The following is a 1,688-nucleotide window of genomic DNA, read 5'->3' on the forward strand; positions in this document are numbered from 1 at the left end:
TTTGTTGTTCAACAATTGATACCCAATGGGCGCGCTTTTGTTCTTGGTTCATAGTACCTCCGGTGAAAAAGGCACTATATTAAAGCGTGAGTATTATTGGTATGTGGGGTTAATTAACCGCTTACCTTTAAACGTTTGTGTAGCGCCGCGCTACAGGTGAACTTTAGTCAAAACGACTAGCGTCGACAAACGATAAAAAACGCATTAATGGGTTAAAAAAATTCACTTATAATGATGAGGTAATTAATTGGTTTAAAGTGTGAACCAGTAGATATGTATACGGCCTACAGCCACTACAGTTTTGGTTAGGTCTACATGGATGTGCCTGCGGCGTTTAGCTTAATCATCAGCGCTAAGGCCGTTTATTCACATCTCTGTGATCGCAACATTCACTTCCTCGTGTAGATTATCTGCGGTAGGCATTGATATCAATAACGACATGGTTTGAGAGAAACGTTTAAATAACAGTTAAGTTAATCTGCTACTCGCTTTGTCAAAATCATTGCAAAAAGTCTACTTTGAAAAGTTTGATACCTAATGACTTTCATCATGAAAGCTTTTGAGGATCCAATCGATCAGCAATTGCACTTCTGGTCGCTGCTGTTCGTTGGTATGACGGATGAGGTAATAGCGATCATGGCTATAAAGTGGATGAGTAAATAATGGTAGAAGGGTGCCATTATCGAACCATGCTTGGCTGATGGGTAATGGGATCAGTGCAATACCTAATCCTTGTTCTGCAGCGCGGGCGACACTGAACATACTGTCTAGTTGAATTATCTGCTTAGGCTGAAATGCATCAAAGCCAACATTTTCGGCCCATTGATGCCAAGCGTAAGGTCGAGCTTTATGCAATATTAATGGCACCTTAGTTAATGCTTTAAAACCTTGTGAAGACAATTCAGCATGCAGTTGTGCATTACACGCAGGGATATAAGTGATTGGAAATAAATCATACACATCGGCATTCGTTTGTTGTTTACCAGAGAGCATAATGGATACATCAGTGTGCTTAATTGTATCACTACGCGACTTAATGGTTTCGAGCTTAAGATTGATGTTGGGGTATTTAGAAGACCAACCAATGAGTTTAGGCATAAACAGTTCACTGGCAAAGAATTCTGGCATTGAAATGCTGACTTCGAGCATTCTGTCTGATTGGTTAAACTCGCTGACCGTGTTGACCAATTGCTGCATTACTGGTTCGATGGCTTGGTAAAAGCGTGCGCCTACTTCGGTCAATGTCACCGCGCGAGTTTGACGAATAAACAAGCTCTGGTTAAGAGATTCTTCTAACTGTTTAATTTGATGACTTACCGCCGAAGGTGTCAGATATAGCCTTTTAGCGGTTTCTTTAAAACTTAAGCATTCAGCGGCTACGCAAAAGCAACGTAGACCGCGCATGGAGGTGTGTAAAGGGATCATTCAATTCTCAACAAAGACAGTTTATCAACTCACTTCCCCTTGATGATAATCAATTTTGATTACATCTGTAATGCATGTGGGACGACGACTAAGTAATAGTTAAGTGAGACTAGGGTTATTCTTGGAAAGAGAGCAAGGATTGGGCCAGTAGTTAAAATATAATACCAACAGAGTGTTAACTAATTTTGTAAAAAATGATTGAGTTGCTCTGGTGCTGAATAAACCTTGTTCGCACCAACTTGGTGCTAACTGACTTTACGTTA

At 40.4% G+C, this 1,688-nt stretch carries 1 protein-coding gene; it reads right to left on the bottom strand.

Annotated elements, in window-relative coordinates; genetic code table 11:
• Positions 1-534 precede the first annotated feature (534 nt).
• Positions 535-1,425, bottom strand: a complete 891-nt coding sequence (locus H5202_RS22020) for a LysR family transcriptional regulator (protein ID WP_220493972.1) — start codon at positions 1,423-1,425, stop codon at positions 535-537.
• Positions 1,426-1,688: the final 263 nt, after the last annotated feature.

Origin of the sequence: Shewanella sp. SG41-4, assembly GCF_014164505.1 — a bacterium.
GTDB lineage: Bacteria > Pseudomonadota > Gammaproteobacteria > Enterobacterales > Shewanellaceae > Shewanella.